The 693-nt window shown below is 70.1% G+C and carries 1 protein-coding gene; it reads right to left on the bottom strand.

Annotated features, from left to right (window positions below; translation table 11 throughout):
• A partial coding sequence (locus ACFQS9_RS26425) for an MspA family porin (RefSeq protein WP_378409531.1) occupies positions 1 to 491 on the bottom strand: 491 nt, incomplete at its 3' end.
• Positions 492 to 693 lie beyond the last annotated feature (202 nt).

Raw genomic sequence — 693 nt, 5'->3', positions numbered from 1 at the left:
TCGTCGGCGGATTCGAGGTCGAGGATCGAGAAGCTCGCGGCCTCGCCGGGTCCGATGGAGATGTTGCCGGCGCTGTCGGCGGTCATGGAGGCGTCGCCGTCCTCGTTGGCCCAGGTGGTGCCGCCGCCGGCGTTGTGGCCGGTCTCGCCGCCGAGGGTGAGCTGGCAGGCCACGATGTAGCCGGGTTCGATGTCGCCGCCCTCGGCGCCGGAGCCGCCGGAGATCTCGACCTTCGCCGAGCCGGAGACCCACACGTTGCGGTGCAGCGGGGTCGCGCCCATGGAGCCGGAGATGTTCGCGGACTCGCCGGTCATGGTGACGGTGACGACGGTGCCGTCGGCGAGGGTCTTGGTGATGGTGCCGCCGGGCAGCGGGACGAAGGTGTCGGCGTTCGCGGCGCCGGCGGAGAAGAAGCCGAGGGCGATGGCGGCGGCGCTGCCGGCGGCGGCGGTCTTGAGGCCGCGACGCAGGCCGGTGGTGGAGACGTTCATGAATTCCCCTCTGAGGGATCAGGTCTCACGCACTGGACGTGAGGTACCGGTGACAGAAAGTGTGGTGTGGGACTGCGCGCGATCGGCACCGCAGGAGGAGGGGTGCCGATCACGCTCGGGCGGCGTGGGCGCCGGTTATCCGATGCTGAACGGCTGGCCGTACAGGGTGGTCTTGGAGTAGTCGTTGCCGACGATCTCGACG

Source organism: Rhodococcus daqingensis (genome assembly GCF_042665615.1).
Lineage (GTDB): Bacteria > Actinomycetota > Actinomycetes > Mycobacteriales > Mycobacteriaceae > Rhodococcus_G > Rhodococcus_G daqingensis.
This window is presented reverse-complemented; position numbering and strand designations above follow the sequence as displayed.